Below are 26,529 nucleotides of genomic sequence, written 5' to 3' on the forward strand. Positions count from 1 at the left end.
CCTCTTCCGGCGTTTCAGTGCGTTTCGATTGCCGTTTTACGGGCAAGTTCCCCGCTAGTTGTCGTCGTGCCGGGCCGAATTCTCTTCACCCTTTGGCCCGACAATGACCACGATGCGCCTTTCGGGTTCGATGTGCCGGTCGAAGGCGGACTGGATTTCCCCGGCCTCCACGGCTTGTACGCGATCCGTGTAGCGATCGAAATAATCGAGCGGCAGGCCGAGAAAAGCAAGGGCGCCGATCTGCTCGGTAATCTTGCTGTTGCTGTTCAGCCGCATCGGGAAACCACCGATCAGGTTCGCCTGCGCGTCGGCGAGTTCTTTCTCGTCCGGCCCGTCCCCGATGAAGTCGCTCAACTCGTCGGTCATCAGTGACAGGGCATGCTCGACCTGGTCGCTGCGCGTCTGGATACCCATCACGAAGCGGCCCCCGGCGCGCAACGGCATCAGGTAGCTGTAGGTGCTGTAGGCCAGACCGCGCTTCTCGCGCAGCTCGGACATCAAGCGCGAGGCAAAGCCGCTACCGCCGAGGATATGGTTGCCCACGTTCAGTGGCTGGTAATCCTCGTGCTTGCGCGGAATCCCGTCGAAGGCCATCAGGACGGTCGACTGTTCGGACGGGAAGTCGACCCTTACGGTCTTCGATTCTTCGATTGGCGGCACCGACGGCAGTGCGGCCGGGGCCTCGCCGGCGGGGAGTTTGGCGGTGAGACGCTCGCCGAGCCGTTCGGCTTGTTTGCGGTCGAGGTCGCCGACGATCACCACGATGGCGTTGCGCGCGACGAAAAGGCGCTCGTGGAAGGCCTGCATGTCGTCACGGTTGATGCCCTTGACGCTGTCCGGGCTGCCCTGGGTCGGGTGGCCGTAGGGATGATCTCCGAAGGCGGCGCGCCGCAGGGCATCGTGAGCCACCGATGAGGCCGACTGCTGGCGCGCCTCGATTGCTCGTAGCTGGCGCTCGCGCTCGCGTTCGACGTCGTCCGGGGCAAAGGCCGGTTCGGCGATCACCTCCGCCATCAGGTCGACGGCCGGCCAGAGCCAGTCCGACTCGGTCAGGCTGCGCAGCCTGACGGCGGTGGACTCCAGATTGGCGCTGACGGAGAACTGCGCGCCAACGCGGGCGAAGCCGTCGGCGATCGCCTTGGCGTCACGCTTGGTGGTGCCTTCCTCGAGCAGGCTTGCCGTCAGACTCGCGGTGCCGGCCTTGTCGGCCGGGTCGCGGGCGCTGCCGGCATCGAGGATCACGCGGGCATCGACCATCGGCAGGGTGTCGGTGGCGTAGAAGAGCACCTGCGCGCCGTTGTCCGTCTCCCAGGTTTGCAGCGGCAGCACGCTCTCGGCGTGTGCGCTCGTGCTGGCGAACAGGGCGACGACGAGAACCGGGATCAGTCGCAGGGTCTGGCGGGAGGAGTCAGTCACGAGTCGCACCTCCGGTGGTCTGGCTGGGGGTCGAACCGGCCGGCTGGCCGCCGCTCGCCTGCGGTTCGAGAGTGGTCACGGTGAGTGTCTCGTCCCGCAGATAGGTCTGGGCCACGTCCTGCACGTCGGCGGGCGTGATCGCGCGGATGCCTTCGACGAACTGGTCGGCTAGCCGGTAGTCGAGGCCGGTTGTCTCGTACATGCCCAGCGTCATGCCCTGGTAGAACAGCGAATCACGCTCGTAGATGTCCGAGGCGACCACCTGGGCCTTGATGCGATCGAGCTCGTCCTCGCCGACCGGCTCGTTCTTCAGGCGCTCGATCTGCTCGCGCAGGAGCGTCTCGACCTCGTCGAGCGACTGGCCCTCGCGCGGCGTGGCATCGAGGGTGAAGAGCGTGGTCTCCCGCGCGTTGAGGTTGTAGCCCGCCGAGGCGGCCGAGAGCTTGCCGGCGCGGACCAGGTCGTTGTTCAGGCGGGCTCCGGAATCCCCGGCGAGAATGCCGGCGGCCACGGCGAGTGCGTAAGCGGTCTTGTGATCCTCGGCGGTCACCAGCGAGGGCGCCTTGTAGCCCATCGACAGGTGCGGCAGCTTGGCCGGGATGATCAGGCTGGCCCGCTTGGTGCCGTGCTGGGCCTTCTCCTCGCGCGGCTTGGCCGGCGGCAGGTCGCGCTGTTCGACCTGACCGTAGTGGCGGCGCGCCAGTTCGATTACCTGTTCGGGATCGACGTCGCCGACGACGACCAACGTGGCATTGTTGGGCGCGTAGTGCGTTTGGTACCAGTTCCGCAGGTCGTCGATCGTGTAGGCATCGATGTCCGTCTTCCAGCCAATCACTGGGTGGTGATAGCCGCTGCTGGTGAACGCGGTGGCGTAGAGAAGCTGGTCGAGCCGAGCGGTGGGGTTGTCACGCACCCGTGAACGCCACTCTTCCTTGACCACTTCCTTCTCGCGGGCGAACTCCTCGGCATCGAGGGCGAGGTTGGCCATCCGGTCGGCCTCCCAGCGCATCATCGTTTCGAGTTCGCCGGCGGCCAGGGTCTGGTAGTAGGCGGTGAAATCCCGGCCGGTGAAGGCGTTCTCGTCGCCCCCGAGGCGCGCGATGATCTCGGAGAACTCGCCCGGGTCGAGCTTTTCGGTGCCCTTGAACATCATGTGTTCGAACATGTGGGCGATGCCGGTAATGCCGCCGGGCTCGTCCGCCGAGCCGACCTTGTACCAGATCTGGTGGGTGACGACTGGCGCCCGGTCGTCGGGCAGCACCAGCACCTTGAGACCGTTGTCCAGGGTGGCTTCGTGGACGTCTGTGGTCGCGTTGGCGGCCAGGGCATTGGGCCCGGCCAGTGAGGCCAGCAGGGAGAGCAGGGCGGCAAGCGCCGCCAGGGGGCGTCCTCGATGCATGCGTGTCGGCTACCGATGGTTGAGTTGAGTCGTCGGGACCGGATCGAAAACGAGCCGGCTCGACCCGAATACGACCGAAAGGATCCCCTCCGGTTTCACTTCCGGGCTTCCGGGGTCCAGACTCCGGGGACATCACATCCCGGAGGGGATCATGGACTTCACGATCATACAAGGTGATATCGCCAGCGAGGCAGCGGATTGTCTGGTCAATGCCGCCGGCACGTCGCTCGCGATGGGCAGCGGAGTCGCCGGGGCGCTGCGCGAGGGGGCGAACGGCCCCATCAACGAACAGGCGATGGCACAGGGCCCGGTGCCACTCGGCGGCGTGGCCGTGACCGACGCCTTCGACCTCCCGGCCCGCTGGGTGATCCATGCCGCGGCGATGCCTCACTACGGCGACGGTCGCGCCACCGAGGATAGTATCCGTGACGCGGTGCGCAACACGCTCGAGAAGGCCGACGAGCTCGGTTGCGGCTCGCTGGTGATCCCGCCGCTGGGTTGCGGAGTGGCCGGCTTCGACCTGGCCACCGGCGCGCGCCTGATTCTCGAGGAGATCACCGCGTACCGGCCGCGCCGTCTCAAGCAGGTGCGTTTGATCGTCTACCGCCCCGAGGACCAGCAGACCGTCGAGACCGTCGCCCGGCAGGTGCGCGAGGGCTAGTGCGTCTTGCACAAAAAATCCGGCCGCGGGGGCCGGATTGTCGTGTCGTGTTGGGGCTGGGGTCAGCCGTTGACCACGTGACGCGGCCCGTCGGCGGGTGCCTCCACCGGTGGCGGGGCGTCGCCCTCGAGCTTGTCCGCGTAGGCGGTGCTCGGCCCGTTCACCAAGAAGTCCATCAGGTGGTTGCGGAACGGGTAGTAGTGCGCGTCGTGGTGCATCTCCTGGCGTGATCGCGGCTTGGTGAGCGGGTTCTCCGCGCATTCGGCCACCTCGGCGAGCGGACCGTTGGTCATCAAGAGGATCTTGTCGGCCAGCAGGATCGCCTCGTCGACGTCGTGAGTGATCATGAACACCGTCTGGCCGGTTGCCCGGCAGATCTCCAGCAGCTCGTCCTGGATCACCCCGCGGGTGAGCGCGTCCAGCGCCCCGAACGGCTCGTCCATGAGAAGCATCTTCGGCTCGATGGCGAAGGCGCGGGCAATCCCGACCCGCTGGCGCATGCCGCCGGAGAGCTGATGGGGTTTCTTGTCGATCGCGTGCGACAGGCCGACCATGTCGACGAACTTCTCCACATGGGCGTTGATCTCGTCCCGGGACTTGTCCTTGAAGCGCGACTTGACCGCGAAGGCGACGTTCTCGCGCACCGTCAGCCACGGCATCAGGGCGTGCCCCTGGAAGACCACCCCGCGCTCGAGCCCCGGGCCGGTCACTTCCTTGTTCTCCATGAACACGTAGCCGGCGGAGGCCTCGTCCAGCCCGGCGAGGATGTTGAGGATGGTGGACTTGCCGCAACCCGAGTGGCCGATCAGGCAGACGAACTCGCCCTGTTCGATCGTGAAGTTGAGGTTGCGGAAGACGGTGACCGGATCCTGGCCCATCGGGCCGGGAAAGGTCCGTTCCAGGTTGTCGACCTGGATGAAAGCGGGAGTAGTCATGCTCAGACCTCCTTATAGCTGACGACCTTGCCGAGCAGGCCGAAGATCAGGTCGAGGATCATGCCGACCACGCCGATCAGCAGGATGGCGAAGATCACGTTGGCGAGATCGAGGTTGTTCCACTCGTTCCAGATGAAGTAGCCGATGCCGGTGCCGCCGACGAGCATCTCCGCGGCGACGATGACCAGCCAGGCGATGCCCATCGAGATGCGCATGCCGGTGAGGATGGTCGGCGCGGCGGCCGGCAGGATCACCTTGAAGGCCTTGCGCAGCGGGCCGACTTCCAGCGTCTTGGCGACCGCGAGCCAGTCGTCACGCACCGCGGCGACGCCGTAGGCGGTGTTGACCAGCATCGGCCAGATCGAGCAGATGAAGATCACGAAGATCGAGGAGATCGACGCGTCCTGGATGATGTACAGGGCCAGCGGCATCCAGGCGAGCGGCGAGATCGGCTTCATCACCTGGATGTACGGGTCGAGGGCCTTGCGCATCAGCGGCGACATGCCGATCAGGAACCCCAGCGGCACGGCGACCAGCGCGGCGAGCGCGAAGCCGGCCAGCACCCGCCAGAGCGAGTAGGCCAGCTGGATGCCGATGCCCATGTCGTTGGAGCCGGCGACGTAGAACGGGTCGGACAGGTGCGTCCAGATGGCCGAGCCGATATCCCCGGGCGTGGGGATGTCGGACTCCTGGACGGTGTCCAGGCCCATCATCTTGGCGTACTCGGGATCCATGTCGCCGAGGTCGACCTGGGTCGGCAGGGTGGCCCCCCACCAGGCGCCGAGGAAGACCAGCAGGATCAGGATCGAGACGATGCTGGCCCGGAAGGTCATTGACTGGCTCATGGCTTAGCTCCTCCCGATCTCGAAGGATTCGAGGTAGGCCTGCGGGGTGGTCGGGTCGAAGACCTTGCCCATGATCGTGTGCTTCTTGCTGTTGACCTCCGGCACCGGCAGGCCCATCTCGGCCAGACGCTTGCGGGCGTCGGTGGCACGGAAGATGTCCTCGGCGATGTCGGCGTAGTCGATGTCTTCCTTGATGTAGCCCCAGCGCTTCATCTGAGTGAGGATCCACACGCCCATCGACTCCCACGGGAACGGGTCGAAATCGGCGCGCTCCGGCTCCTCGATGATGTTGCCCAGGCCGTCGGCGTAGCGGCCGGTCATGACCTGGTCGAGCACGATCTTCGGCTGGTTGAGGTAGTTGGCCGGCGCGATCGCGTCGATGATCTCGGGCCGGTTCTCCTTCTTGTGCGCGTAGACCGTGGCGCTGGCGATGGCGCGGAACAGCGCGGAGAAGGTGTTGGGGTTCTCCTCGACGAAGCTCTTCGTCGCGCCGAAGGCACAGCAGGGGTGGCCGTCCCAGAGGTCTTTCGAGAGCACGTGGATGAAGCCGGCGCCCTCGTAGACCGCACGCTGGTTGAACGGCTCGGGGCCGAGGAAGCCGTCGATATTGCCGGCCTTGAGGTTGGCGACCATCTCCGGCGGGGCGATGACCTTGAGCTTGACGTCCTTGTCCGGGTCGACACCGTGCTCGGCCAGGTAGTAGCGCAGCAGCAGGTTGTGCATCGAGTGGTCGTAGGGGATGCCGAAGGTCATGCCCTTCCAGTTGCTCGGGTCACGATTCTCCTTGTGCTTGTTGTGCATCGTGATCGCCTGGCCATTGATGTTCTGGATGGTGGCGACGTAGGTGTCCTGCTGACGGGCACCGATGCCCAGCGAGGCCGAGATCGGCATCGGCGAGAGCATGTGCGAGGCGTCGAGCTGGCCGTTTGCGACGTTGTCGCGGATCAGCGCCCAGCCGGCGGTCTTGACCACCTCGACATCAAGCCCTTCTCGCTCGTAGAAGCCCATCGGGTGGGCCATGATGATCGGGGTGGCGCAGGTGATCGGAATGAAGCCGACCTTGAGCTTCTTCTTCTCCAGCGGGCCGACCGGATCGGCGGCCACGGCCTTGGCGGCGGCCATCGGGAAGAAGGTCGAGACAGCGGCCATCGCGGTGCTCACGCCCACGGCCTTGAGGAAATTGCGACGAGTCCGGTCTTCCGGGAACAGCGATCGCATGACCGAGGATTCGACGGCGCGATTCAGGGCGGCTTCCTCGTCCGTCGGATTCGGACTGGCGGCCAGCGCGGCATTGTGGTCGGCTTGGCTGGCGTGCTTGCCGCAGGTGCAGCCGCGGTGCAGGGATTTGTTGGGATCGAACGGGTTATCGAATGCGGACATGGTTTTCGCTCTCGGTCGGTGAGTGACGACCATGGAGTTGCAGATGCCGTGCCATGCCACGCGTTCTTGCTTAATCGGCTCCAATTTGCCGCAATTGTCCACTTTTCGCACCACGATGAGGCGTGCCGCAGCCATGCGTCCCGCTTCTGGTGCGCGCGTTCGCGGCCGATCGCTGCACAATGCCCGCCAATGGCAGACAAAGTCGCAGGCCTGCTTCTTGCAGTCATGCCGGTATCACCGAACCGGAGTGCCCGCCATGCCCCAAGCCGCCCCCATTGCCAGTCCGTCGCGTGCCGACAGCGCCGATGCCGAACTGCTGGTCGTCCACGAGGCGACGCAGCAGCTCTCGCACATGAACGATCCCGATACCGTGATCGGCCGCATGCTGCGCCTGCTCTCGCAGATCACGGGGCTCAACCGCGGCCGGGTGGTGCTGCCCGATGCCAGCGGCGAGTTCATGGAGATCCGCTATTCCTACGGCCTGGTGGCCGCCGAGCGCGAGCGCGGGCGCTACCGGGTGGGCGAGGGCGTGACCGGGCGGGTGATGCGTACCGGCCAGGTGGCCGTGGTCCAGGATATCGATGAGGAGCCGGTTTACCTGACGCGGGCGGTCGACCGCGATGCCTTGCCGCCGGAGACGGTGGCGTTTCTCGCCGTGCCAATCCTCAACGAGGATCAGCCGATGGGCGTGCTGGGAGCACACCGCATCCGCGAGCGTCACCGGCCTTTGCACCGCGATATCACCCTGCTGCGGATCATGGCCGCCCTGATTGCGCGTGTCCTCAAGGTCGACGACCTGATCCGCGAGCAGACCGCCGCGCTGGCGCAGGAAAACCAGACGCTGCGCCAGGCGCTTTCTTCCAGCCAGGAGGGTGCACACGGCATCCTCGGCGAGAGCCCGGCACTGCGCCAGGCCGTGCGCCAGACGCTGCACGTCTCGCCCACCCAGGCGACGGTGCTGCTCAACGGCGAGTCGGGTACCGGCAAGGAGCGCTTCGCCCGCATGGTGCACCTGACCAGCCCGCGCTGCGACGGGCCGTTCATTGCGATCAACTGCGCGGCCATTCCCGACCAGCTGCTTGAATCCGAGCTGTTCGGTCACGAGAAGGGCGCGTTCACCGGTGCGGTGAGCGCGAAGAAGGGCAGCGTGGAGCTGGCATCGGGCGGCACGCTGTTTCTCGACGAGATCGGCGATCTCGCCTTCGATCTGCAGTCGAAACTGCTGCACGTGCTGGAGAAGCAGACCATCCACCGCGTTGGCGGCACCAAGGACATTCCCGTGGACGTGCGCATCATCGCCGCGACCCACAAGAACCTGCAGGAGGCGGTCAATCAGGGCCGTTTCCGCATCGACCTGTTCTATCGCCTCAATGTCTTCCCCATTCACCTGCCGCCGTTGCGCGAGCGCGAGGGGGACGTGAAGCTGCTCGCCCGGCATTTCCTGCAGGTGGCCAGCCAGGAATTCGACCGCAATGCGGCCTTCGAGGCCGGCGTGCTCGACCGGCTGGCCGCCTACAATTGGCCGGGGAACATCCGTCAGCTCGAGAACGTGATCAAACGGGCGGTGCTGGTCGCACAGAACGGCTGGATCACCGTTGCCGACATCGAACTGATCCTCACCCACGAGTCGCACGTGGCCGATCACCTCGAAGCCGGCGCCGCGCCGCGACCCGCTGCCGAACCGGCCCCTCGTCCGGCAGATGCGCCCGTGTGGGGAGAAGCCGGTACGGCCACCGCCGGGGCGTCGGGTGGGTCGGGAACGCCCCCGGCACGGAGCTATCGTTGGGTGCGAGAGGACGAGTCGGAGGCCCTGTTGCAGGCGCTCGATCAGACCGGCGGCAACAAGACGCAGGCGGCCGCCCGGCTGGGCATGACGCCCCGGCAGTTCCGCTATCGGCTGGACAAGCTCGGCCTGCGACCCACCTGAAACGGGCAGCCCCACAACGACCCTCGATCCAGCGGTTCGATTGAACCTCCAGTGTCTTGCCTACACTAAGGGGAGTCCGGTCTTCCGGGCCAGCAATAGAACGAACCAAAGGAAAGCCCGGTTCGCCGGGCCGAATGTGGAACCAACCAGAGGGATACGTGATGAAACGAGTCGCCAGAATCGTCAGTCCGTTCGTGATTGCCTCGTTCACCATGGGCAGCATGCCGGCGATGGCTACGCCGTCTGCCGTGGTCGATGGGATGGTCACCACCCAGGAAGCAATGAGCGCCGACCGGACAAGCGCCGACCGCGAGCGCATCGCCGAGTTGCTGAACCGTGATGACGTGCGCAATCAGTTGGTCGCGCAGGGCGTCGCTCCGGCCGAGGTCGAGCAGCGGGTTGCGGCACTTTCCGACGAGGAAGTGCGCCAGATGAACGAACGTCTCGACCAGATGCCCGCCGGTGCCAATGCCGTGGTTGGCGCGCTGTTCGTGGCGTTCCTGATCCTGCTGATGACTGACCTCGCTGGTCTGACCCACGTCTTCCCGTTCACCCGTTGATCGCGTGAGTCGCGATCATGCTCGGCCGGCGGTCGCCAATGGCGTCGGCCCGAACCTGTCTTCAACCCAGAGGGATTTCACCATGAAACGAGTTGCTCGAATTGTCACTCCGTTCGTGATCGCTTCGTTCACCATGGGCAGCATGCCGGCGATGGCCGCACCGTCTGCCGTGGTCGACGGGATGGTCACCACCCAGGAAGCGATGAGTGCCGATCAGGCGTCTGCCGATCGTGAGCGCATCGCCGAGTTGCTGAGCCGTGACGACGTGCGTAACCAGCTGGTCGCTCAGGGCGTCGATCCGGCCGAGGTCGAGCAGCGTGTTGCGGCACTCTCCGACCAGGAAGTGCAGCAGATGAACGAACGTCTCGATCAGATGCCTGCCGGCGCGAGCAGCGTCGTCGGCGTTCTGTTCGCCGTGTTCGTCATCCTGCTGGTCACCGACCTGCTGGGCCTGACCAACGTCTTCCCGTTCACCAACTGATAACGGGCTATCGCAAGCATGCGAACTCGACTGTTCAAAAGCGCCCGCTGGACGGGCGCTTTCCTATTTCTGGGGATGGCCGCTCTGCTGGGCGGCTGTGCCACGACGCCGCCGTTGTCCGAGGAGACGCGCACGGCGGTGCCCGAGCGCCACGTCATCGAGGACGTGCCGTTCCACGGCCAGCGCGACTACCAGTGCGGGCCGGCCACTCTAGCCATGCTGCTGGCGGAGGCTGACCGTCCGGCGGAGGTCGACGAGCTGATCCCGCAGGTCTTCCTGCCCGGACGCGAGGGCAGCGTGCAGCCGGAGATGCTGGCGACGACGCGCCGGCACGGGCTGGTGCCGTACGTCATTCCGGGCACGACGGACTGGCTCATCGCCGAAACGGCAGCCGGGCACCCGGTTGCCGTACTGCAGAACCTGTCGCTGCCCTGGTGGCCCGCGTGGCACTACGCGGTGGTCATCGGCTATGACCTCGACGAGGAGAGCCTCATCCTGCATAGCGGCGAGACGCCGCGCATGGAAATGGGGATGGGCCGCTTCGACAACACCTGGGCGCGTTCCGATCGTTGGGCATTTGTCGCCTTGCCACCGGGCGAGCTCCCCGCCTCCCCGGTGGGGCGCCCCGCGGCCCAGGCAGTGGCCGCATTCGAGTCGGTGCAGGGCAGCGAGGAGGCGCTACCGGCATGGCGGGCGTTGGCCGAACGTCGTCCTGATCTCGCCCTGGCGCAGTTCGGGCTGGGCAATGCCCTGGTAGCGAGTGGCGAGTCGCGCGATGCGGTCACGGCATTCCGTCGTGCCACAGAAGCCGATCCGGGATTTGCTGCCGCCTGGCTCAACCTCGGTCTGCTGCTGCGTTCGCTCGGGGAGGGCGAGGCCGCGCGCGGGGCCATCGAGCGTGCCGCGGCAATTCCCGGGCCGTTGAAGGAGCGTGCCGAGGAGCTTCTAGACGGTTCCTGACCGCTGCATCCGGCCCCCTTGGCGGCTACCCGGCGTCCTCGTCGAGGAGCGGCACCCAGCCGGGCAGGGCCTCGACGCGTGACAGCCAGGCACGCACGCCGGGGTAGGGTTCGAGCGACACACCTGCCTCGTCGGCCAGGGCCACGTAGGGGTAGCAGGCCAAGTCGGCGATGGTGGCGCGCTTGCCGGCCAGCCAGTCGGCGTGAGCCAGCCGCGATTCCATCAGCGCCAGTCCCTGGCGACCTTCCTGCTGGCACTGTTCCCGGTTGAAGGGGCGCTTGAGCCGCCAGACCGCCCGTGCCCGCGCCAGCCCGTAGAGCAGCTCGTCCCCGGCCACGGCCACCCACTGCATCACGCGCGCCTCGTCCGCGGGATCGTCTGGCAGCCAGTCCCGGCTGCCGTAGCGCCGGGCGAGGTAGACCAGGATCGCCATCGAGTCCCAGATTCGCACATCGTCATCGACCAGGAACGGCACCTGCCCACGCGGGTTGATGCGGGTGAATTCGGGCGAGGCGGTTTCGTTGTTGACCACGTCGACCGTGACGCGTTGATAGTCCATGCCCAGCATCGAGAGCAGCAACCTCACCTTGTGGCAGTTACCGGATAGCGGGAAGTCGTAGAGGGTGAGCGAATGCACGATGAAGTCTCCGAGGTGGCGGCGTTAGTCGTTTGTCCTCCAGTCCGCAGGCGAGTTCAAGCGAAAACGTGGCGGCCCTGAAAAAAAGCCCGGCATGCCGGGCTCCTCAGGACGGGAAGGTGGTATGTCAGGCCACGTAGGGCAGGCCTTCCTCGATCGGCAGACTCGGATCGCGCGACCATTCGTTCCACGAGCCGAAGTAGAGGCGGACCTTCTCGATGCCGGCCGAGCGCAGGGCAACCAGGGTGTTCGACGCCCGCGCGCCCTTGAAGCAGTACAGATACACCTCCGAGTCCGGCGTGATGCCGACACTGTCGCACTCGGCCCGGATTTCGGTGGGGGATTTGAAGCGGGCGACCGCGCCCGGTTTCATGAAGCGGTACCACTCGATCCAGACGGCCTCGGGCAGCCGTCCCTTGCGCGGGCAGAAGTCCCTGCCGTAGGGCGAGGAGCTCTCGGCAACCCATTCGTCGACGTCGCGCACGTCGAGCAGCGTGACGTGATCCGAGGACAGGGCGGCCAGGACGTCATCCTTGTCGAGCATCACGTCGCTCGCGCCGGTGTCCAGCGGGAACGTGGCCGGGGTGGGTGAGGGGACGTCGTCGGTCACTGGCAGCCCCGCGGCGACCCATCCCTGAAAGCCGCCATGCAGGATGCGGATCTTGTCCTTCGGGTACCCGAGATGCTCGAGCAGGAACAGTCCACGACAGGACTGGCCGAAGCCCGTGTCCATCGCATCCTCGTAGAGGACCGCGACCTTCTCGCCGTCAAGGCCCGCGGCGCCGAACTTCTCGCTGAACTGTGTTTCCAGTTCCGCGAGCCCCTCGGGGGTCGAGTTGGCGAGAAAGGTGAAGATTTCCGGGATGTTGACGGCACCCGGCAGGTGCCCGGCGGCATAGGCCTCCGGATTGCGTGTGTCGATCACGACATGCGGCGTGGTCTGGATCAGTTGCTGTAGTTCGGTGGGTTCGATGACGGGGTTGCTCATGCGGCGCTCCTGATGGTGGTGCCCCAACGGGGCAGGGACGAGGTCGGCGATTCGGCCTCACTGGCCGGCATGTCGGCTGACATCCCGGTAAAGCGATTCGTGTTCACTGACCGCCGGGCCGGAAAGGGCGTAACCGATCAGCTCACCGCGGCTCAAGAAGTCGTTGCGCTGCCCGTCCGCCACGGGGCGTGCCGCCCAGTGGCCGAGGTCGGCGCGGTTGCGATCCGGCGGGCACAGCATGATCGGCAGGCTCGGGGTCTTCACCCGGATCGCGGCCGGGCGGTGGTCGAACGGCTCGGATCCGCCGGCAAGATGGGCCGCCGCGCTCTGTGCCATGCGACGGATCGGCTCGATGAAGAAGTAGCTTCGCCCCCCGATCTCGGCGCAGTCGCCCACCGCGTAGACGTGGCTGTCGCTGGTCTGCATCGTCTGCGCGGAGGCCACGATGCCGCGATTGGTGACCAGTCCCGCCCGTCGGGCGAGATCGGTGTTGGGCACCAGCCCCATCGCCGAGATGACCTCGTCGGTGATCAGTTCGCCGCCGTTGGTGAGCGTGATCTTCAGCCGCCCGTCGTGATGGTCGAGGCGTCTGAGGCTGGCGTGCGGGCGGAAATCGACGCCCTTGGCGGCCAGGTGATCGCCCAGTTCGGTTCCCAGTGTGGCCGGGGCCAGGCGGTCGAGGACCCGTTCGCCCAGATCCAGCAGCGTGACCCGATGGCCTCCGGCGGTCAGATCCTCGGCCAGCTCCACGCCGATCAGGCCGGCACCGATCAGGGTCACGTGCCGGCTTTCGCCGTCGAGACGATCGCGTAGGCGCCGGTAGGCGGCCAGGTGGTTGAGTCGCGTGATCCGGCCGACCGCGTCGCCGTCGAAGGCGCGGAAGCGCTGTCGGGCACCGAGCGCGAGGACCAGATCGCCGTAGTGAACCGGACCGCGCGTGGTCAGCAGGCGTTTGCCTTTGAGATTGAGCGAGATCACGGCGGTATTGGGCTGCAGGGTGATGCCCAGTTCGGCCGCCTTCGCCGGCCCGCTCTGTTCGATCAGCTCGGCCGGTGCGCGCCCCAGGCCGATCGCCATCGACAGGCCGGGCTTGGTGTAGGCGGCCGCCTCGTCGTTGCTGATCAGGGTGATCGGCCGATCGGGATCGCGGGCGCGCAGTTCCTCGGCGACGGTCCAGCCCGCAATGCCGGCACCGACGATGACCACCGCATCCGGACCACCGACACCGCCGCGGGCCGCACGGGGACGCGGAGCGTCGGCCTCGGCCGCGCGCTTTGCGGCGTACTCGTGCAGGGGCATGAAGTCGGCCTTGGTGACGCCGCAGAGCGGGCAGTACCAGTCGTCGGGGATGTCATCGAAGCGGGTGCCGGGGGCAATGCCGCTGTCCGGGTCGCCCTCGTCCTCGTCGTATATCCAGCCGCAGACGGTGCAGATCCAGCGGATGTCCTGGTCAGATGTGCTCATGGCGGGTCACTCTCGATTCGGTCAGTTCGGTCAGGGCCGGGAAGCGCGGGTCCGGCTTGGGTCGGGTCGCCTGGTTCAACTCCAGTCCCGCCCGCAGCAGCAGGGTGGCCACCAGCATCAGCTGGCAGGCGTGGAGCGCGAGTTGGCGGGTAGGGCAGGGCATGGCGTTCAGTCGATCAGCGACTCGATCTCCTTGCGCAGGTGCTTGATCGCCGGGGTGACGATCGCGACGAAGTACGCCTCGCGTAGCTTGCGCTGTGCCGGGGCGTCGGCCAGGTAGCCGTTCGCGCCGGTGTGCAGCATCGCGCTATTGGCCGCGCGCAGAGCCAGTTCCGAGCCGGCGAGTCGCAGTTCGAGGACCTGGCGGAAATAGGCCGGGTCGGGGTTGTGGACGTCGTCGGCCAGCTCGCGCACCAGGGCGCGGGCATCCTCGAGCGCCTCGCGCAGCTCCTCAGGTCGGTCGTCGAGGTAGCAGTTGACGTGGCCGAGGCGTGGTTCGACGTCCTCGCACAGCCGGATGCAGCCCTCGATCACGCCGGTTGCCATGCCGGCCTGCAGCAGGACGAATCCGGCCTTGATGCGATTGAGGAACGGGCCGACCGGGTCGGCGATCACGTCGCGCTTGGGAATGAAGGCGTTGTCGAAGAACAGGGCGTAGGTGCCGGTGCCCTCCATCCCGCAGAACTCCACCAGTTGCTTGAGTTCGAGGCCGGGCATGTCGGTGTGGATCAGAGCCATCACGTCGCGCGGGTTGTCGCCCTCGACGCGGAAGATCGAGCCGAACACGTGCGATTCGCCCAGGTTCGAGATCCACGGCAGGTTGCCGTTGACGATGAAGCCGTCCTCGGTCTCCTCGGCGTGCAGGAGGATGTCCTCGATGCCGGCGAAGTACTTCATCGGATTGGAGAGGGCGGTGCCGCCAAGCAGCTCGCCGCTGGCTAGCTTGGGCAGGACGGTCTCGCGGAGGTAGTGGTTGTCGGAGTTCTCGACGTACCAGGCCACGGCATCCTGACACCAGGTCATGAAGCCGGTGGACATGCACTCGGCGGAGATGCGGTCCATGGCATCGATGGCGGCGGCGATGTCCATGCCATCGGGGTTCTGGGATGCCACGTGATGGCGGTAGGCGCCGGCGGCGCCCAGCTCGTGCAGCACGTCGGCGGGGTACTCGCCATGGTCGATGGCGATCACCTGCGGCTTGAGGGCGCGACGGATAACGGTATCGAGATCCGGTGCCGTCGCCTCGCGCAGGAACGCCGGTATCGGCGGCGTCGATGGGGAATGCGGGCTCGCCACGTCGTTGGGAGTGACAAGGGTCATGAATCACCTCCTGGAAGAGGCCCGGCCGGGCCGGGCAAGGGTCGGTGACAAGGCGGGCGGTGTCGTGAGCCTTGATGGAGCGGCCGCCCGCTCGTCGGTCCGGTTCAGGCCAGGTGGCAGGAGAGGTCGACCGGGCGGGTCATGGTGTTAGCCACCGGCGACCACTTCTCGGCGGTATCCAGCAGGTCCTGCAGTTCCTCGTCGGGAATCGGCTCGACCGGCTCGACGTCGAAGTAGACGCGGATCGCGGTGAAGCCCAGAGGCTTGGATTCGTCGAGATCGCCCGTGCCCCAGACGGCGGTGACGTTGATGTCCGCTTCCATGGAAAGCTCGAGCTTGGCGAGCTTGATGCCGCGAGCGGTGGCGTTCGCCTGCACCCCGACGGCCAGACAGGCGCCCAAGGCGGCCAGCGTGGCCTCGGAGGGGTTCGGTGCGGTGTCGTCACCGAGCAGGTGCGGCGGCTCGTCCACCACGACCGGATCCAGATCACGGATGTAGGTCAGGTTGCGGAAGCGGCCTTCGCAGACGGTCTTTGCCTTGAGCGTGACGATGGCCTCCGGGTTGGCCTTGCCCTTCTCGCCCAGGGCCTTTAGGCCGTCGGCATCGATTTCCTTGAGGGCCTGGCGGACACAGGACGGGGCGACGGGTTGGGCGGTTGCAGTGCTCATGGATGGTTACTCCGATGGTTGGCTTGAATGGGACGGGGATCGTCTGCAGCGATCCCGCCGTCGCCTCCTGAACTGCAGGGGCTGTGCCAACTATCGAAAACCGCGCTGTGACGCCGTTTCGTCGGTTCATGGGTGCAGGGCGCCCCGTGGTGGTGCGGGCATTGGCGGACAATGTCCATCGATGGGGAGCGGGGAGGCGGACAATGTCCGTTTGGCGGTGGGTCAAGTGTGAGTGGAAGAGGGTAATAGACTGAAATACAAGGAAACGAGCGGTCTGGCAGGCTTCTTGATACGGGTTTGAGTCAGGCGACGGCCGTAACCGGTCGTCACCGGCATCAAACCATGAAAATCCGCGGAGGCATTCGCCATGATGACCAAGCAAGCACTGACCGACCTGATTCTGGAAAAGAAGGACGCACTGGGCCTGTCCTGGGCCGACATCGCGAGCGGCGTGGGGCTCTCGCCGACATTCGTCACCTCGGCCTGTCTGGGCATGAACAGCCTCAAGCCCGAGTTCGCCGACAAGCTGGTCGCGATCCTGGAGCTGCCGGCCGAGGCCAAGGCCGCGATCGAGGCCTGCCCGATGAAGACCTGGGAGCAGACGGTGCCGACCGACCCGCTGATCTATCGCATCTACGAGGTCATGGGCGTCTACGGTCCGACCATCAAGGAGTTGGTTCACGAGGAATTCGGTGACGGCATCATGAGTGCGATCGACTTCACCCTGGGCGTCGATCGCGAGGCCAACCCGGCCGGTGATCGCGTCGTGATCACCATGAACGGCAAGTTCCTGCCCTACAAATCCTGGTAACGGTGCTCGCGTCGGCTCTGTCGACAGCACAAAAAAAGGGCGCGTCGATACGCGCCCTTTTTGCTGCCCGGCGATGAACTCCGTCGGGCAGGGCCTGTGCACGGATTCAATCAGTCGATCAGCATGCGGGCATTGACCGGTTGTACCGGGCGATTGTTGTCCATACCGATCGCTTTCTCGAACGCCTTGATCTGCTTCTCGGACAGAGAGGGGTGCTGCTGCATGACCACCCAGCGAACCCCCTCGGTGCAGGGCGGCGTGGTCAGCGAGCCGTTGTAGCGGTAATGCTCGCCCTCGCTGGGCAGCAGCGTGGCGGCATCGAAAGCGGTATCCAGCTGTACCTCGTCGCCCGCCGAGCCGGGGAGCTTCTCTACCAGCGACTCGAGTGCCTCGTTGGTGTCCCCTTTCTTGAAGAGCACGGCCACTACGGCCAGGTTGCCGTCAGGATCGGCGTGGACAAAATGCGCCTCCAGCGGGAAATGTTCACCATCGATGGTGTGCTCGCTCGGGGCATGGAAGTGGAACTGCTTGAGCTGGTAGTCCCGGCCGTCGATCGTCAGGGTGCTGCCTTTCTGGTAATCGACCTGGACGGCATGACCATTGTTGACGACGTTAGTGCCGCCAGCGCTGTAGTCGAAGACCGGAGCCTTCTGGTCGGCGGATACCGGGTTGCGCAGGTCGACCGGCGACTGGTTTACGCCCTCGCCGCAGGTCTCGAAGGACGCATCCAGGGTTTCCCATTTCGCCGGGCCGGTGTCGCCCTCATAACTCCAGTGCGGCGTGTCGGCCGCCAAGGCGTGCTGGGAAAAGCCGAATGCCGTGACCAGTACGGCGAGGGTTCTGGGAGCAATGCGCATCAGGGTCTCCTTGTTTCTTGGTTTCTGGTTGATGGGCGATCGGTGCGACAAGGTAGCAATGCTACTAGTTCCCAAGAGCATAGAAAAAGGATGTTTTCGGGTTGGCCACTGCATACATAGACGGCTAATGAAAAGGCGGCTATGCTCGGCCACGACACTCGGAATCCATGACAAGGAGCGTGACGATGCTGATGCTGGAGGTGAAGGACGTCGGTTGGTGGTACTGGCTGGTGACGGCCGTGCTGTTGACCTACGGGGTTCTGGTTGACCCGCTGGGATTGTTCCTGGCAGTCGGTCTGACCGTGATCAACCTGTCGCACTTCGTGGTGAGGGCGGATCGCCTGACCGCCTTTCCGGTACAGGTGCGGTTTTTCTATCTGCTTCTGCTGTTGGTCGCGCTGCCCGAACCCATGCGGTGGCTGTTCTGGATTCCCATGATTGGCACCTGGGCCCAGGTGCTGGTGGGCTACTGCACCATGGCGCGACTGGTTTCGCTCTTTCCCTGGAATCGACGAGAGCCGCTGACGTGGCGACTGGTTTGGCTGCGGTTCATCTCGGCGCCGGTGCGTGGCAGCGTGGCCGACTGAGGCCGGCCCGAGCCCGGCCCAAGCTTGGCTGACAGATGATCAACAAAAAACGGCGCGGAGGAGTCCGCGCCGTTCGTCGTTTACGGGGTTGAAAAAGCACGTCAGCCGGCTTCTGCTACCCAATCGCCATGCGCGCGGCGGCGCTGTACCTCGCCGTCGTCGGCAATCCGCAGTAGGGTGATCCAGCGGTTGTCGATCAGGTGCTGCAGGGTCTCGTTGCCGGCGATGATCTCGTCTATTGCCTTTGCGGGCGCCTCGATAAATGCCGACAGGCGCAACGGCTCGTGCCGCCAGTTCTCGCCGTCGTGCAGTGACTGCATCGACAGGCCGACGCGCAGGTCGCCGCCGTTGCCTTCGAGCACGCCAACGAGCCCGCCGACCACGTTGTGCAGCACCTTGTTGCCCGATCCCTGGCGCTCGTTGTCCACGGTTGAGCCGTAGTACTGCAGGTTGATCCAGCTGGCGACGACCAGCGGTGCGGTCAGGATGAGGTTGAGCACGCCGAAGCCCTCGTCCTGACGCCAGTCGTAGTCGTGCAGGAATGACCGGCCGCCGAGATCCAGGTCGCGGGTGCGCTCGCGCGGGGCGGCGATGAAGGCCGCGTTGCCGGCCAGCCCCCACTCGGGGCGCACCTCGGACCAGTCCCGTCCACGATGGTTGGCGGCCTTGCGGGCTGCCTCACGGTCGCTCGGTTGCTCCCGCAGGGTCACCAGTCGTTCCAGCCGGGTGAGATCGCCCGCCTGGACCAATGCCTGACGCAGCTCGTCGAGTCGCGCCCGCTCCACGGACCCCTCGGTAATGTCGAGCAGGTCGACCTCGTCCGTGGTGGTGTCGTGCAGTGCGGCAACGAAGCGCGTGTCCTCGGGGAGCTCGATGCCACGCTCGGCCAACCCCGGCCGGATCGCCGGATCGTTGAGCAGGTCGGCGGCCACCCGGGCGCTGACTTCGCCGGTCTGTCCGGCGCAGGCACCACAGTCCAGCCCGGCCCGATGCGGGTTGTTGGTGGTCGTGCTGCCATGCCCGGCCAACACCACGATCGGCGCGATATCGCCGGTCAGGCCCAGCCCGCGCAGGATGCCCTCGGCCATGTCGGTCCGCTGTCCGAGCGACGGGCTGCCGGCGAGGCTCGGGTGCACCTGTGCGCGTTCCTCATCGGTCAGCCCGGCTTCATCCGGCGGTGGGGCCGGGGTATGCCAGCCGAGGGTGTCGCCGATCAGCTTGGGCAGGTAGGACAGGCCGGCCGACTCGACGAAAGTAAAACAGGATGCCGCGGAGAGCTTGAACTGCTTCCACGACAGGCCCGCGCCGATACGCTTCTCGCGGCGCGTGGCGAGATCCTCGTTACCCTCGACACGATCGGCGACCTCGACGCCCGGGTTGAGCAGTACCGGTGTGTGCGTGCGGCACTTGGACTCACCCAGACGGCTGTAGGCCAGCGGCACGCCGAAGAAGCCGGCGAAGCCGATGGTCTGCGCGCCGGGGAAGCTCGTTTCCAGGTGGCGACGAAAGACCTCCGAGCGCACGTCGATGCAGAAGGCCGCCTGGACCGGCGGGCGACCCGCGGTGGCGTCACGGCCCTCGTCGGCCGTGCGGAAATGACGGACGACCGGGTCACGGAAGGCGATCTCGGTGGCCGTGAGCATCACCTCGTCGATAAGCGCCTCGTTCTCGGCGGCGGCGATCGCCTCGTGGTGGCGTTCGATCTCCCTCTGCCATTCGCGTCGGATCGCGTCGCTGCCGTCGGTGGCCTCGAGCGCCAGCGCCTCCCAGACCAGTCGCACGGCGAGCAGGTCTGTCAGGTCGTCGCAGCGCCCGCCGTTGAGCTCTGCACCCCACTGACGGTAACGGCAGTAGGCGGCCCAGCCGTTGATCGACTTCAGCGCGGCGAATAGGTAGTCCGCGTGCACCGATTCGGGCAGCTTCAAGGTCTCGATCGCCCACGCGATCGCCTCGATCGGATCGGTGGGCACGTCACGCAGGTAGCGGCGCGCCTTGCCCAGTCCGGCCGCCTGCGCGCTGCGGTCGATCAGGGTGTACTCGCGCCAGGCGGTGAACAGTGCGGCATCCTCGTCGGGCGCACTCCAGATCGCCTGGCCGCGGTCGAAGTGTGCGGCAAGGAAGTGGCTGATCTGGTCGACGACGAAGATCGAGATCGGCGCCGCACCGGGGCGGTCGAGCGCCTCGACGAGCATGGGCACCGGGGTGATTCGCGAGCCCGGTGACTCGAGCGCGTCGATGACGGTCTCCACGGCTACCGGACGGCCCAGGTGCTCGACGGCCCGCTCGATGTGCTCGCGGGTCAGGCGACCGTCACGCCATTGTGCGGCGTACCACTCGTGATCCATGACCGTGCGCTCGCCGGCGATCGCGCCCAGATAGCCGCTGGCCTGGGTGAACGACTGGTCGATCAGGCCGAGGTAGGGATTGACCGCGACGAACGAATCCAGCGGCCAGAGCGGGGCGATCTTGCGCCCGGCAGCATCGGCCAGTTGGCGCACCTGCTCGACATCGAGATGGCCGAGCCCGGACGTCGTCTGGTTGGTGACAGGTTGTACTTGGGTTGCCTGTGTCATGGCAGGGTCCTCCCCGGATGTGACCGGCCCTTGAGGGTTACGAGTAAGGATTGCGTATCAGCTTTGCGTGCTGGTAACGGACATGTGCGCCTCGAGGCGAGCGTGTCGCGACCGGTGCTGGCCGACCTTGTGCGGCCACAGGCGGTGTGAGGCGCGCTCGACCAGCAGGTCGACGTAAAGCCCGTTGTAGAGGTGCACGAACAGCCCCTTGCGGCCCGTGCCGTTGAAGTGCTCGCGCCCGGGTCCCTGCAGCCAGGCCAGCAACAGGAAGCTTGCGATCGTCAGGGCGAGCATCAGGCCATAGGCCGGCGTCAGGCTGTCCGGAATCGCTGCCACGGTCGGGCCGAACAGGGTCATGAACGCCTCGTGCAGGACGAAATAGATCACGGCCATGCCGGCAGCCAGTGCCGAGGCCCGGGCCACGCCTGCGCCTGTCGGGGCGAGGGCGATCGCCTTGAGCACCAGCTGCGCCACGGCCAGGGCGACGATCGCGATCAGGGCGATCAGGGCTGGCTCCTCGGCGATGTGCATGCCCAGAGCGGCGGCCAGGGCCGCGGTCAGCCCAAGCGAGGCGACCATCGTCATCAGCCAGGTGCCGATGCCGACGCGCCGACGGGCGGCTGGCTTCGGCTGGCGCAGCTGATCCGGAATGCTGCCGGCGGCGAGGAAGGCGTGCGCCTTGTAGAGCGAGTGGCCGACCAGGTGCAGCAGACCCAGGGCGAACAGGCCCAGACCCAGTTCGAGCAGCATGAAACCGAGCTGGCCAGTGGTCGACCAGGCCAGCGACGACTTCACCGCTGTCTGTGTGAGCATGACCAAGGATGCGATCACCAGCGTGGCCAGGCCGACGATGGCCAGCAGATAGAGGGCGCTTCCCTGCGCGAGCAGGAACTCGCTGGTGCGCAGCACGATGATCGCGCCGCTGTACACGATGCCGGCGTGCATCAGCGCGGATACCGGCGTCGGCGCCTCCATGACCTGCAGCAGCCAGCCGTGGAACGGGAACTGTGCGCTCTTGAGGATCGCCGCGAGGACGATCAGGAACGCCGCGGCATGCATGCCCAGCGGCATGCCGTTCTCCTGGCTGTTCGCCCAGCTGGCGATCGCGTCGAACTGCAGGCTGCCGACCTGGTGGCCGATCAGCAGGGTGGCGCCGACCAGGCAGGCATCCGCGGTGCGGCTGAATAGCGACTTCTTGTGGGTCGCCATCACCGCACGCGGGCGGTCCGGGTAGAACAGCAGCAGCTTGTGCAGCGAGAAGCCGGTCAGGAAGATGCCGAGGGTGAACAGGCCGAGATTGCCGGCGATCACGACCAGCAGAAAGAAACCGGCGGTCAGTGCGAGCAGGCGGAAGAAGCGTGCCTGTTGCGGGTCGCCATCAAGATACTGCTCGCTGTAGCGGGCGATCAGGGTCACGACCAGGGCGACCAACACGGCCAGCGCGAGGGTGAGCTGGTCGACCTGGATCGACAGGGCGAGCGCACCGAAGCCGCCCGGCAGGGGGAGGGCGGCGACGGTCAGGCCCTCGCGGCTACCGGTCAGATAGGCGACCACGGCGGCGAGCGCCAGCGACAGTGCAATGACTGCTGCTGAACGCACGCGCTGGCGATACGCCCGAGCCGCCGCGACGCCCGCTTTCGGCGCCGGGATTGCTGTCGCGAGCAGCAACAGTGGCATGAGCAAGAGCAAGGTGCCCGCAATCGGCCAGTTGGTGAACATGTCCATGGTGTCCCTCCGGTAATTCTGTTGACCGGAACCGCAAGGCGCGGTCCCGCCGGTGAAACGCACCGTAGTGACGACTGGGAGTGATCACCAATACGAATTCCCGAAGAGTCCTATTGATAAAAGTCTATGGTTGGTGAGGCGCGGGCGTTTCCCGCCCAATGCAGAGGCGTTCGCCTGGGTGGAATGACCGGGAAATCGCGCCACGACGGGGCCCGGCAGATCCATGGGGTAAAGCCAATGGAATGGCCGGTCGTGGTCAATGCATAGGTCTGAATAAATGCATAACCCAGGAAATTCCAATGCAATGGATGTGATCGGCCGTCACCACAAACCGGTTTTCCTGCGGCCAACACGCCGGCAAGGCAGCGGTCGGATCGTCATTCGCCGGGGTGTTGCATAGTATCTACTCTATGCAAGAGCAAGAGAATGGTTCGGGGAGGCATGATGGTTGAGGACTCACGACAGACGGAAGCGCGCTATCTCCTGCGGCATGCGACGTTGCGGCAGATCGAAATCGTCGAGGCGGTCGCGCGACTGGGGAGCTTCACGCGGGCGGCCGAGGAGCTGTTTCTCACCCAGCCGACGGTGTCGGCCCAGGTAAAGAGCCTCTCGGAGACGGTCGGCATGCCGCTGTTCGAGCAGATCGGGCGCAAGATCTACCTCACCGACGCGGGAAGCCTGGTCGCGCGTGGCTGTCGCGACGTCATCGATTCGCTGTCGAACCTCGAGATGTCGCTCAACGATCTCAAGGGGCTGAAGAAGGGCCGGCTGAGACTGTCGGTGATCACCACCGCCAAGTACTTCGCGCCACTGGCGATGGGCGATTTTGCGAAGCAGTTTCCGGATATCGACATGGAGCTGAAGGTCTCCAACCGGGATACGCTTCTGAAGCGCATCGAGGACAACCTCTCCGACCTTTACATCATCGGTCACGTGCCCGACAGCGGGCTCGATCTCGAACTGATCCCCTTCGCGCCCAACCCGCTGGTGGTGATCGCGCACCGTGATCATCCGCTGGCCCGCGAACGTGCCATTCCCCTGGAGCGCATCGCCGAGGAGCCGTTCATCATGCGCGAGCCCGGCTCCGGCATCCGTCACAAGGTCGAGGAGCATTTCGCTCAGCACGGCCTGCGCCTCAAGCAGCGGCTGGTGCTGGAGGGCAACGAGTCGATCAAGCATGCCGTGGTCGGACAGCTGGGCATCTCGATCGTCTCGGAGCATGCCCTGAACCTGGAGAGCGAGGCCGGTCCGCTGGTGAAGCTCGATGTAGAGGGCTTTCCGCTGGAGCGTTACTGGAACATCGTCTACCCGCGCGGCAAGTCGCTGTCCGTCATCGCTCGCGAGTTTCTCGCCTTTCTCAAGGAGCACGGCGGGGACTATCTCAAGATCGGCTGACCGATGCCGACTACAGAGGGCAGGATGGTGCGCGCCGCTGGCGTCATTCGGTGCCGCCCTCGTGATAAAGTCTCGCCCGCCAAACGCATGCACCGGGATCTCGCCCCAGACGTGAAAGAAAGCTTCCGCTCCACCCTGATCAAACGGATTGTCCAGAATCCGGATTTCCCGGCCTTCGCGCGCACGGTGCAGGAAGCGTATCGGATCACGGACGACGAACTTGCTTCGGCCAACGATCTCTCCGCGCTGATCCTGCGCGACCCGGCGCTCACCCATCGCATCCTGCGTCTGGCGAACGCGGCACACTTCCGCCACCTCGGTGGGCAGATCAATACGGTGACCCGGGCGGTGACGGTGCTCGGCTTCGAGGAAGTGCGTCTGGCCGCCCTGGCGCTGTCGCTGTTCGAGCAGATCGAGAGCCGTGAACACAGCCGGGTGCTGCAGAGCCGCTTCCTGCAGGCGCTCTACCAGGCATTTCTCGCCCAGGACCTGGCGCGCGAACTTGGTGGTCTCTCAGCCGAGGAGATGTTCCTCTGCGCGCTCTTCCAAGACTTCGGTGCGCTGCTCGTCTACCGGCACGCGCCGGAGCATATCGCCGAGATCGAGCGGGCTCGTCGCGAGGAGGGCATGGACGAGGACACGGCGATCCAGAAGGTCGTGGGCGTGCTGCCGGCGGCACTCGCCCGCGACGTCTGTCGCCAGTGGGGCCTGCCCGAATCGGCGCGCCGTTTTCTGACCACAGCGCGCGCCTCGGGCAAGATCACCCGCCTGACGCCGGAGGCCCGGGCCCTGCGGATGGCGCAGCTGGCGCGCGAGAGTGGCGAGGTGATCGCCCGGGGCGAGTCGGCCGAGGCAATCCGGCGCGACACGCTCGAGCTGGCGCGTCGCTGCGACATCGGCCCTCAGGTATTCGAGCAGGCATCTGCCAGCGCCCGTGAGCACATGCTCGGTTACGAGGAACTGCTGAGCCATTCGGACGGACGTCCCGCCTTCCTGCAGCGTCTCGAGGCCGACGAGGATACGCCGATGCCGGCCGACTTCGCGGCGGCGGACGAGGAGCCCGAGGAACGCTCGGAGCGGCTCATACGGTGCATCGAGCAGACAACGCAGGATCTCACCGACGATTACGCGCTCGCCGACCTGTTCGGTCGAATGCTGGAGGCCATGCGCGAGGGGCTGGATCTCGACCTGGCCGTACTCTTCATGCTGGATCGCAAGGCCTGGAAGCTGGATCCGCGCATGGGTGGTGGGCCCCTCTACGCCCGCCACAAGGGGGAAATGACAGTTTCGCTGTCCCACAACAGCCGTCTGGCCCAACTGTTCCAGACGGGGGAAGACCGCAATATCACGCGGCCGAAACAGGCCGGCGACGATATCCTCGGCTGGCAGTTCGGCGGGGCGGCCGACGTGGCCATGATCTACCCGCTGCAGGTCAACCGCGCGCCGTTCGGCGTCTTCTACCTCGAGGGCCGACGGTCGGTATTCACCGAGGGCAACGTCAACAGCCTGCGCACCCTGCGCAACCAGGCTGCGCTGGCGATCAAGTCGCGTTCGCGGCGCTAGGAGAGTGGTTGCCCGCCGAGGCGGGCGTGTCGGCGGTGTGGTCCGGGTTACCATGTCGTTTTCACCGACCAGGACCCCTTCGATGACAGACCTGCCTCGCTGCCCCGAATGTGATTCGGCCTTCACCTATCATGACGGCACGCTGTTCGTCTGCCCGGAATGCGGACACGAGTGGTCCGGCGAGGCGGACGCAGCCGCGGATGCCGGCGAGCCGACGGTGCGCGATGCGAATGGCAACCCGCTGACCGACGGCGATACCGTGACCGTGATCAAGGATCTGAAGGTCAAGGGCTCCTCGTCGGTGGTCAAGGTGGGCACCAAGGTGAAGAACATCCGCCTGGTCGACGGCGACCATGACATCGACTGCAAGATCGATGGGATCGGGGCGATGAAGCTCAAGTCCGAGTTCGTCAAGAAGGCCTAGGCCGTCCGTTCGCAGGTACGTGAGCCCGTAGCGACAGGGAGGAAAGGATGAGTCGACGCGAGGCAATGCCGGTCCAGAAGATATCCGTCGAGGCCGTGGTCCGTGCCAGCGACCAGTTGGCGCGCCGGGTCCGCGAGAGCGGCTTCGAACCCGACACGGTGATTGCCGTGGCCCGAGGCGGGTTCATGCCGGCCCGTTTCGTCTGCGATTTCCTCGGCATCTCACGACTCTTGAGCCTCAAGATCCAGCACTATGGTGCCGGGGCGCAGGCCCAGCCGCGCGCCGAGGTGACCGAGCCACTAGGCAGCTCGATCCGCGGCGCGAGCGTGCTGCTGGTGGACGACGTCAACGACAGCGGCGAGACGCTCGAGGCCGCGCGTCCCTATCTAGAGGGGCTCGAACCGGCAGCCATCCGCACCGCCGTGCTGCACGAGAAGGCCAACACCGCCTGCCGCGCCGATTTCGTCGCCGAGACGATCGACGAGTGGCGCTGGATCCTCTACCCCTGGGCGGTGGTCGAGGATGTGGGCCAGTTCCTGCGCGAGATCCATCCGCGGTCGGCCACCCGGGAGGAGGCCTTGGCGCGCCTCAAGGACCTGCATGGCCTTGAGTTGAGCGAGGCCGAGATTGACCGGGTGCTCTATTTCCATGACCTGTCATTGGGCGGGGAATGATCACAGAGCAGACGGGTCAGTAGGTGACCTCGCGCACTTTCCTTATGCGATCGGGAGGGCCGGTCAGTTCCCGAAGTTGTTCTCGCGTCAGCGGAAGCACGTGACAGACGCTCCCATCTGCAGAGCAGAGGGCGGGCTCCTGCCGTCCTCCGTGACAATGTGAGCAGAGGCTCACGAAGCCGAGTCCCGAGTCATCGAAGCCTATGTAGAACCCCCCGCCCTGGAAACTTGGGTGCTCACGGGCCTTGCTCTTCCAGGTATCCGGCCACTGTGGCGGTG

Annotated in this window: 25 protein-coding genes; 11 read left to right on the top strand and 14 right to left on the bottom strand. The window is 65.9% G+C overall.

Going from position 1 to position 26,529, the window contains the following annotated elements; genetic code table 11:
* Positions 1-54: 54 nt before the first annotated feature.
* Together LV476_RS01345 and LV476_RS01350 are read right to left on the bottom strand one after the other, a co-directional pair.
* Positions 55-1,416: a M16 family metallopeptidase gene (locus LV476_RS01345; protein WP_250072535.1), complete on the bottom strand. Its 1,362-nt coding sequence runs from the start codon at positions 1,414-1,416 to the stop codon at positions 55-57.
* Positions 1,409-2,815, bottom strand: coding sequence for a M16 family metallopeptidase (locus tag LV476_RS01350; protein ID WP_250072536.1), 1,407 nt, complete (start codon positions 2,813-2,815; stop codon positions 1,409-1,411). The genes LV476_RS01345 and LV476_RS01350 overlap by 8 nt, the downstream gene beginning before the upstream one ends.
* A gap of 151 nt (positions 2,816-2,966) precedes the next feature.
* Between LV476_RS01350 and LV476_RS01355 the strand changes: the two genes are divergently transcribed.
* Positions 2,967-3,476, top strand: coding sequence for a macro domain-containing protein (locus LV476_RS01355; protein WP_250072539.1), 510 nt, complete (start codon positions 2,967-2,969; stop codon positions 3,474-3,476).
* A gap of 62 nt (positions 3,477-3,538) precedes the next feature.
* Here LV476_RS01355 and LV476_RS01360 read toward each other — a convergent pair whose 3' ends face one another.
* The 3 genes from LV476_RS01360 to LV476_RS01370 are packed head-to-tail and all read right to left on the bottom strand — an operon-like array spanning position 3,539 to position 6,636.
* Positions 3,539-4,411: an ABC transporter ATP-binding protein gene (locus LV476_RS01360; RefSeq protein ID WP_250072541.1), complete on the bottom strand. Its 873-nt coding sequence runs from the start codon at positions 4,409-4,411 to the stop codon at positions 3,539-3,541.
* A gap of 2 nt (positions 4,412-4,413) precedes the next feature.
* Positions 4,414-5,256, bottom strand: a complete 843-nt coding sequence (gene ntrB, locus LV476_RS01365) for a nitrate ABC transporter permease (RefSeq protein ID WP_250072542.1) — start codon at positions 5,254-5,256, stop codon at positions 4,414-4,416.
* Positions 5,257-5,259: 3 nt separating this feature from the next.
* Positions 5,260-6,636, bottom strand: a complete 1,377-nt coding sequence (locus LV476_RS01370; RefSeq protein WP_250072544.1) for an ABC transporter substrate-binding protein — start codon at positions 6,634-6,636, stop codon at positions 5,260-5,262.
* 256 nt (positions 6,637-6,892) lie between these two features.
* Between LV476_RS01370 and LV476_RS01375 the strand changes: the two genes are divergently transcribed.
* The 4 genes from LV476_RS01375 to LV476_RS01390 all read left to right on the top strand — a co-directional run bounded on the left by LV476_RS01375 (position 6,893) and on the right by LV476_RS01390 (position 10,564).
* Positions 6,893-8,563 (top strand): sigma-54-dependent Fis family transcriptional regulator, encoded by a 1,671-nt coding sequence (locus LV476_RS01375; protein ID WP_250072547.1) that lies wholly within the window; start codon positions 6,893-6,895, stop codon positions 8,561-8,563.
* A 161-nt stretch (positions 8,564-8,724) separates the two neighbouring features.
* Positions 8,725-9,123 carry a PA2779 family protein gene (locus LV476_RS01380; RefSeq protein ID WP_250072549.1) on the top strand — a complete coding sequence of 133 codons (399 nt, stop codon included), beginning with the start codon at positions 8,725-8,727 and terminating at the stop codon, positions 9,121-9,123.
* A gap of 82 nt (positions 9,124-9,205) precedes the next feature.
* Complete coding sequence (locus LV476_RS01385; protein WP_250072551.1) at positions 9,206-9,604, top strand: PA2779 family protein; 399 nt, start codon at positions 9,206-9,208, stop codon at positions 9,602-9,604.
* Positions 9,605-9,679: 75 nt separating this feature from the next.
* The gene (locus tag LV476_RS01390; protein WP_250072553.1) at positions 9,680-10,564 is read left to right on the top strand and encodes a PA2778 family cysteine peptidase; all 885 of its coding nucleotides are present in this window, start codon (positions 9,680-9,682) and stop codon (positions 10,562-10,564) included.
* Positions 10,565-10,589: 25 nt separating this feature from the next.
* Here LV476_RS01390 and LV476_RS11260 read toward each other — a convergent pair whose 3' ends face one another.
* The 6 genes from LV476_RS11260 to LV476_RS01425 all read right to left on the bottom strand — a co-directional run bounded on the left by LV476_RS11260 (position 10,590) and on the right by LV476_RS01425 (position 15,641).
* Complete coding sequence (locus LV476_RS11260) at positions 10,590-11,201, bottom strand: glutathione S-transferase family protein (protein ID WP_250072555.1); 612 nt, start codon at positions 11,199-11,201, stop codon at positions 10,590-10,592.
* Positions 11,202-11,328: 127 nt separating this feature from the next.
* Positions 11,329-12,189 carry a sulfurtransferase gene (locus LV476_RS01400; RefSeq protein ID WP_250072556.1) on the bottom strand — a complete coding sequence of 287 codons (861 nt, stop codon included), beginning with the start codon at positions 12,187-12,189 and terminating at the stop codon, positions 11,329-11,331.
* A gap of 57 nt (positions 12,190-12,246) precedes the next feature.
* Entirely contained in the window at positions 12,247-13,653 is a 1,407-nt protein-coding gene (locus tag LV476_RS01405; RefSeq protein WP_284047390.1) for an FAD-dependent oxidoreductase, read from the bottom strand.
* Positions 13,640-13,816, bottom strand: coding sequence for a hypothetical protein (locus tag LV476_RS01415; RefSeq protein ID WP_250072558.1), 177 nt, complete (start codon positions 13,814-13,816; stop codon positions 13,640-13,642). Before LV476_RS01415 ends, LV476_RS01405 begins: the two co-directional genes overlap by 14 nt.
* A 5-nt stretch (positions 13,817-13,821) precedes the next feature.
* The gene (locus LV476_RS01420; protein WP_250072561.1) at positions 13,822-14,973 is read right to left on the bottom strand and encodes an acyl-CoA dehydrogenase family protein; all 1,152 of its coding nucleotides are present in this window, start codon (positions 14,971-14,973) and stop codon (positions 13,822-13,824) included.
* 104 nt (positions 14,974-15,077) lie between these two features.
* Positions 15,078-15,641 (bottom strand): OsmC family protein, encoded by a 564-nt coding sequence (locus LV476_RS01425; protein WP_250072563.1) that lies wholly within the window; start codon positions 15,639-15,641, stop codon positions 15,078-15,080.
* 367 nt (positions 15,642-16,008) lie between these two features.
* On the opposite strand from LV476_RS01425, the gene cynS reads away from it, so the two are divergent.
* On the top strand, positions 16,009-16,452 hold the full coding sequence (gene cynS / locus LV476_RS01430; protein WP_250072566.1) for a cyanase: 444 nt from the start codon (positions 16,009-16,011) through the stop codon (positions 16,450-16,452).
* Positions 16,453-16,562: 110 nt separating this feature from the next.
* On the opposite strand, the gene LV476_RS01435 is transcribed toward cynS, so the two are convergent.
* Entirely contained in the window at positions 16,563-17,309 is a 747-nt protein-coding gene (locus tag LV476_RS01435; RefSeq protein ID WP_250072567.1) for a carbonic anhydrase, read from the bottom strand.
* 185 nt (positions 17,310-17,494) lie between these two features.
* Here LV476_RS01435 and LV476_RS01440 point away from each other — a divergent pair, with 185 nt between their 5' ends.
* A complete protein-coding gene (locus LV476_RS01440; protein ID WP_250072568.1) occupies positions 17,495-17,896 on the top strand; it encodes a hypothetical protein in 402 nt (133 codons plus the stop codon).
* Positions 17,897-17,997: 101 nt separating this feature from the next.
* Here the strand turns inward: LV476_RS01440 and LV476_RS01445 are convergent, their stop codons facing one another.
* Together LV476_RS01445 and LV476_RS01450 are read right to left on the bottom strand one after the other, a co-directional pair.
* The gene (locus LV476_RS01445) at positions 17,998-20,469 is read right to left on the bottom strand and encodes a YbcC family protein (protein WP_250072569.1); all 2,472 of its coding nucleotides are present in this window, start codon (positions 20,467-20,469) and stop codon (positions 17,998-18,000) included.
* Between the two features lie 57 nt (positions 20,470-20,526).
* Entirely contained in the window at positions 20,527-22,194 is a 1,668-nt protein-coding gene (locus tag LV476_RS01450; protein ID WP_250072570.1) for a proton-conducting transporter transmembrane domain-containing protein, read from the bottom strand.
* 441 nt (positions 22,195-22,635) lie between these two features.
* Between LV476_RS01450 and LV476_RS01455 the strand changes: the two genes are divergently transcribed.
* From LV476_RS01455 to LV476_RS01470, 4 genes are all read left to right on the top strand, one after another.
* Positions 22,636-23,589 (top strand): LysR family transcriptional regulator, encoded by a 954-nt coding sequence (locus LV476_RS01455; protein WP_250072572.1) that lies wholly within the window; start codon positions 22,636-22,638, stop codon positions 23,587-23,589.
* Between the two features lie 111 nt (positions 23,590-23,700).
* Positions 23,701-25,152 (top strand): HDOD domain-containing protein, encoded by a 1,452-nt coding sequence (locus tag LV476_RS01460; protein ID WP_250072574.1) that lies wholly within the window; start codon positions 23,701-23,703, stop codon positions 25,150-25,152.
* Positions 25,153-25,234: 82 nt separating this feature from the next.
* Complete coding sequence (locus LV476_RS01465) at positions 25,235-25,576, top strand: zinc ribbon domain-containing protein YjdM (RefSeq protein ID WP_250072580.1); 342 nt, start codon at positions 25,235-25,237, stop codon at positions 25,574-25,576.
* 47 nt (positions 25,577-25,623) lie between these two features.
* Positions 25,624-26,250: a phosphoribosyltransferase gene (locus tag LV476_RS01470; RefSeq protein ID WP_434062805.1), complete on the top strand. Its 627-nt coding sequence runs from the start codon at positions 25,624-25,626 to the stop codon at positions 26,248-26,250.
* Positions 26,251-26,529: the final 279 nt, after the last annotated feature.

Source organism: Guyparkeria hydrothermalis (assembly GCF_023555385.1).
GTDB lineage: Bacteria > Pseudomonadota > Gammaproteobacteria > Halothiobacillales > Halothiobacillaceae > Guyparkeria > Guyparkeria hydrothermalis_A.

Bases quoted from the DNA above. Each gene is read 5' to 3' on its own strand.
- LV476_RS01350 (WP_250072536.1), bottom strand. From the start codon at position 2,815: ATGCATCGAGGACGCCCCCTGGCGGCGCTTGCCGCCCTGCTCTCCCTG.
- LV476_RS01355 (WP_250072539.1), top strand. From the start codon at position 2,967: ATGGACTTCACGATCATACAAGGTGATATCGCCAGCGAGGCAGCGGAT.
- LV476_RS01360 (WP_250072541.1), bottom strand. From the start codon at position 4,411: ATGACTACTCCCGCTTTCATCCAGGTCGACAACCTGGAACGGACCTTT.
- ntrB (WP_250072542.1), bottom strand. From the start codon at position 5,256: ATGAGCCAGTCAATGACCTTCCGGGCCAGCATCGTCTCGATCCTGATC.
- LV476_RS01370 (WP_250072544.1), bottom strand. From the start codon at position 6,636: ATGTCCGCATTCGATAACCCGTTCGATCCCAACAAATCCCTGCACCGC.
- LV476_RS01375 (WP_250072547.1), top strand. From the start codon at position 6,893: ATGCCCCAAGCCGCCCCCATTGCCAGTCCGTCGCGTGCCGACAGCGCC.
- LV476_RS01380 (WP_250072549.1), top strand. From the start codon at position 8,725: ATGAAACGAGTCGCCAGAATCGTCAGTCCGTTCGTGATTGCCTCGTTC.
- LV476_RS01385 (WP_250072551.1), top strand. From the start codon at position 9,206: ATGAAACGAGTTGCTCGAATTGTCACTCCGTTCGTGATCGCTTCGTTC.
- LV476_RS01390 (WP_250072553.1), top strand. From the start codon at position 9,680: ATGGCCGCTCTGCTGGGCGGCTGTGCCACGACGCCGCCGTTGTCCGAG.
- LV476_RS01400 (WP_250072556.1), bottom strand. From the start codon at position 12,189: ATGAGCAACCCCGTCATCGAACCCACCGAACTACAGCAACTGATCCAG.
- LV476_RS01405 (WP_284047390.1), bottom strand. From the start codon at position 13,653: ATGAGCACATCTGACCAGGACATCCGCTGGATCTGCACCGTCTGCGGC.
- LV476_RS01415 (WP_250072558.1), bottom strand. From the start codon at position 13,816: ATGCCCTGCCCTACCCGCCAACTCGCGCTCCACGCCTGCCAGCTGATG.
- LV476_RS01420 (WP_250072561.1), bottom strand. From the start codon at position 14,973: ATGACCCTTGTCACTCCCAACGACGTGGCGAGCCCGCATTCCCCATCG.
- LV476_RS01425 (WP_250072563.1), bottom strand. From the start codon at position 15,641: ATGAGCACTGCAACCGCCCAACCCGTCGCCCCGTCCTGTGTCCGCCAG.
- cynS (WP_250072566.1), top strand. From the start codon at position 16,009: ATGATGACCAAGCAAGCACTGACCGACCTGATTCTGGAAAAGAAGGAC.
- LV476_RS01435 (WP_250072567.1), bottom strand. From the start codon at position 17,309: ATGCGCATTGCTCCCAGAACCCTCGCCGTACTGGTCACGGCATTCGGC.
- LV476_RS01440 (WP_250072568.1), top strand. From the start codon at position 17,495: ATGCTGATGCTGGAGGTGAAGGACGTCGGTTGGTGGTACTGGCTGGTG.
- LV476_RS01445 (WP_250072569.1), bottom strand. From the start codon at position 20,469: ATGACACAGGCAACCCAAGTACAACCTGTCACCAACCAGACGACGTCC.
- LV476_RS01450 (WP_250072570.1), bottom strand. From the start codon at position 22,194: ATGGACATGTTCACCAACTGGCCGATTGCGGGCACCTTGCTCTTGCTC.
- LV476_RS01455 (WP_250072572.1), top strand. From the start codon at position 22,636: ATGATGGTTGAGGACTCACGACAGACGGAAGCGCGCTATCTCCTGCGG.
- LV476_RS01465 (WP_250072580.1), top strand. From the start codon at position 25,235: ATGACAGACCTGCCTCGCTGCCCCGAATGTGATTCGGCCTTCACCTAT.
- LV476_RS01470 (WP_434062805.1), top strand. From the start codon at position 25,624: ATGAGTCGACGCGAGGCAATGCCGGTCCAGAAGATATCCGTCGAGGCC.